At 45.7% G+C, this 3011-nt stretch carries 4 protein-coding genes; 3 read left to right on the top strand and 1 reads right to left on the bottom strand.

Annotated features, from left to right (window positions below; all coding sequences use genetic code 11):
- Window positions 1-467, bottom strand: a 467-nt coding sequence (locus tag PX484_RS21970) for an iron uptake porin (protein WP_288105488.1), incomplete at its 3' end; no start/stop codon positions are given.
- Window positions 468-1162: 695 nt separating this feature from the next.
- On the opposite strand from PX484_RS21970, the gene PX484_RS21965 reads away from it, so the two are divergent.
- The 3 genes from PX484_RS21965 to PX484_RS21955 form a co-directional block, all read left to right on the top strand.
- Window positions 1163-1978 (top strand): Ycf66 family protein, encoded by an 816-nt coding sequence (locus PX484_RS21965; RefSeq protein ID WP_287669988.1) that lies wholly within the window; start codon window positions 1163-1165, stop codon window positions 1976-1978.
- Between the two features lie 12 nt (window positions 1979-1990).
- On the top strand, window positions 1991-2527 hold the full coding sequence (locus PX484_RS21960; protein ID WP_287764871.1) for a TolB family protein: 537 nt from the start codon (window positions 1991-1993) through the stop codon (window positions 2525-2527).
- The coding region (locus PX484_RS21955) for a TolB family protein (RefSeq protein ID WP_288105485.1) at window positions 2524-3011 on the top strand (488 nt) is incomplete at its 3' end. The genes PX484_RS21960 and PX484_RS21955, both read left to right, overlap by 4 nt.

The following is a 3011-nucleotide window of genomic DNA, read 5'->3' as shown; positions in this document are numbered from 1 at the left end:
TCAAATTCTTGAACAAGACGTTTTAATTTATCGATATCTTCTCTGAGTACACCGACACCATCTTGAATTAAACGTTCCATGACGTTTAAACAAGCGTTTAAACCTGCGGCAAATTCCCAACGAGTGGTGGCGCGATCACCACGGAAGGTACGGTCGGGATAACCAACGATACAGCCGTAACGTTCCACAAGGCTTCTTAATGCCTCGTAGGCCCAAGCGGTGGGAGATACGTCCCGCAGTTGGTTAACGCTAGTCACCTGGGACATGGAACCCTGATAGACACTTGTATTGATCTGCTGACTACTTTGGGCCTGTTGAATGCGATCGAGTTGTTGTTGCGCAGCTGGATCAACCTTGAGTTGAGGTGTCCCCGGCATAGTTTGAGCCACTGCGCTGCCAGCAGCCGCTACGGAAGCACCTAATACTAAAGGAGTTACCTTTACTAAATTCTTGAATAGTTTTGACATGGGTCAATCCTCACACCTTATTTTATGGACTGAATTAACTATTAATACAAAAAGACTATCCACTTAGCCTAGATTGTACTCACATTATATTATAATTCCCTCTTGCCTAGGTTAAGTTAATTTTATGATATGACAGAAAAATTTCTGTCTGATCTTATTAAGATTAGGACTTACGCACTTTACAAATTAACCATGATGTGCATCAATGAAAATCCCTCCTTTCAGACTTTCGGCGATTAACTTCCCAACGATAGCGATCGCTCAAAAGTGATCAAGAAATCACGTTAAAATGCCCGAAACATAGCCATCACATTTAGTCAATCCTGTCAATGGGCAATTCCTAAAGATTTTGTTAAGATGTCAGCCTTATCAGTTATCAGTTATCAATTATCAGTTATCAGATGTGAGTTTTCAGTTCACTGATTACTGTTCACTGTTCACTGATAAAATCTCCCCACTTCCCCCCGCAACGCGCACGAAGTGGTCTCCCCACTTCCCCACTTCCCTAACAATAGTTGTTTAAACTAGGCTCGATCGAGTAAGTTAGAATCGAGGATGATAGATATAGTGCTAGACTTCGGGGTTAGAATATAGCTCGACTCTAGAAGTTAAAAACAGCAAGATTGCTGCTGAAAGCTGACGGCTATAGATAAAGACTCGATTCTTGAATTTAAGCACCGAGAAGGGAGATAAAGATGGTCAATTTTGGGCTGAATTCGGCCAGTATCTTAGGAATTTTTCTGGCAGTGGCCGGAGCCGGGTTATACTTCCTGCGCTCGGTGCGGCCAGAACTTTCCAGGGATCATGATATATTTTTTGCCGCCGTTGGTTTACTGTGCGGTTTGATTCTACTTTTTCAAGGGTGGCGACTGGATCCGATTTTGCAATTCGGACAATTTTTGCTGACCGGGGCAGCGGTGTTTTTTGCCTTCGAGACGGTAAAATTGCGGGGTTTAACCACGGAACAGGCCCGCCGAGGCACGTCTTTTGTGGATGAACGTCCTGTGAGTCGGGAATATCGGGCCGAATTGGAACCCCTCGACACCTACGAACCAGAGGAAGGTTACGAAGATAATCCCCGTTTACGCGGTTACGATGATCCCCGCTCTTCCCGCACTTCTAGTTATCAGGACGAGGAACCCCGCAGCACCCGCACCCGTCGGCCGGCCGATCCTAGCAGTCGCAAAACGGCTAATCGTCGTCCCCGCAATAGTTCCCCCACTAGCGATCGAGATGTTTATGATCAGCGCCGTAGCGGTGATGATTGGGAAGAAACCAGTCCCCGTCCCCGTCGTCGTCCCGCTAGTGAAGAGACGAGCAGTAAACCGCCCCGCACTAGCCAAAAACGTCGTCCTCGCCCAATAATTGAGGATGATCCGCCATTTAAAGGGGAATACGTCGATTATCAACCGATCGATCCTAGGGATGCTGGCGATCAAGAAGATTGGAAGAGACCGGATAATAGTGAACGGGAGTCGAGTAATGATAATCCGACTAGGTTTGATTATTAAGGAGTAGGTCCGATGACCAAAGCTCCCTTTTTCCTGTTTATCTGCTTGTTTTTAGGGGTTATAGGCGGTTGTAATCTCAATAACCCCGGTTTATCTACAGGAACCCTAAATAGTCGCTATAATGACGAAAAACCTGCCCTGAGCGGTGATGGTCGTTGGCTTGCTTTCCTGTCTAATCGTCGCGGTAGTAATCAGATACTGCTTTATGATTTGCAGACAAAACAATACCAGGCCCCGGGGGGATTATATACGGGTCAAGAAATTACCGATAGCCCTAGTTTAAGCCAAACGGGGCGTTATCTGGCTTATATGGTGATTATTGAGGGTCGTCCCGTCATCGCTTTATATGATCGCATTACCGATCGTTCTGAGTTATTGAGTCAAAATTATCGCGGTTGGTTGCGAAATCCCCGTCTTAGTCCCGATGGTCGTTATCTTGTCTTTGAGTCCGCTCGTCGGGGACAATGGGATGTGGAGGTTCTCGATCGCGGTCCGAATATCGAGTTAGATATTGCCGATGGCAGTCCCGTTGAAAGTCCCAAACCGTGAAACGTCATTTTTTTATTAGTCTTGTTGCTGTAATTAGTTTGTTAACTGGATGTGCTGGTTATCCCAGTTTATTGTCTTTTCCTTTCGATCGAGGGGGGAGAAGTTTAAACAGTGCTGCTAGTGAATTAACTCCCTATCTTGCCTCTCGCTATCTCGTTTTTGCTTCCGATCGCAATGGTTCCCAAGCTATCTATCTTTTTGATGCTATTGATCGCCGTTTATTGTCTTTACCCGGACTAAATTCTCTCGATCAGATCGCTTCTAGTCCTTCCATTAGTGAAGATGGTCGTTATATCGTTTTTACTGCTAGTCGTCAGGGAAAAACGGCTATTTATCTGTACGATCGACAAACTCAACAGAGAAGGGAAATTGCTCCCGATCTGCTCGCGGAAGTACGCAATCCGATCATCAGTGCCGATGGTTCTAAAGTGGCTTTTGAAGCGGCAAAAAATGGGCAATGGGATATTATGATTTACGATCTATC

This window comes from Microcystis sp. M49636_WE2 (assembly GCF_030065375.1).
In the GTDB taxonomy this organism is placed as follows: Bacteria; Cyanobacteriota; Cyanobacteriia; order Cyanobacteriales; family Microcystaceae; genus Microcystis; species Microcystis aeruginosa_C.
Note: the sequence above shows the minus strand (reverse complement) of the source record. Positions and strands in the feature narration are given on the sequence as shown.

Bases quoted from the DNA above. Each gene is read 5' to 3' on its own strand.
- PX484_RS21965 (WP_287669988.1), top strand. From the start codon at position 1,163: ATGGTCAATTTTGGGCTGAATTCGGCCAGTATCTTAGGAATTTTTCTG.
- PX484_RS21960 (WP_287764871.1), top strand. From the start codon at position 1,991: ATGACCAAAGCTCCCTTTTTCCTGTTTATCTGCTTGTTTTTAGGGGTT.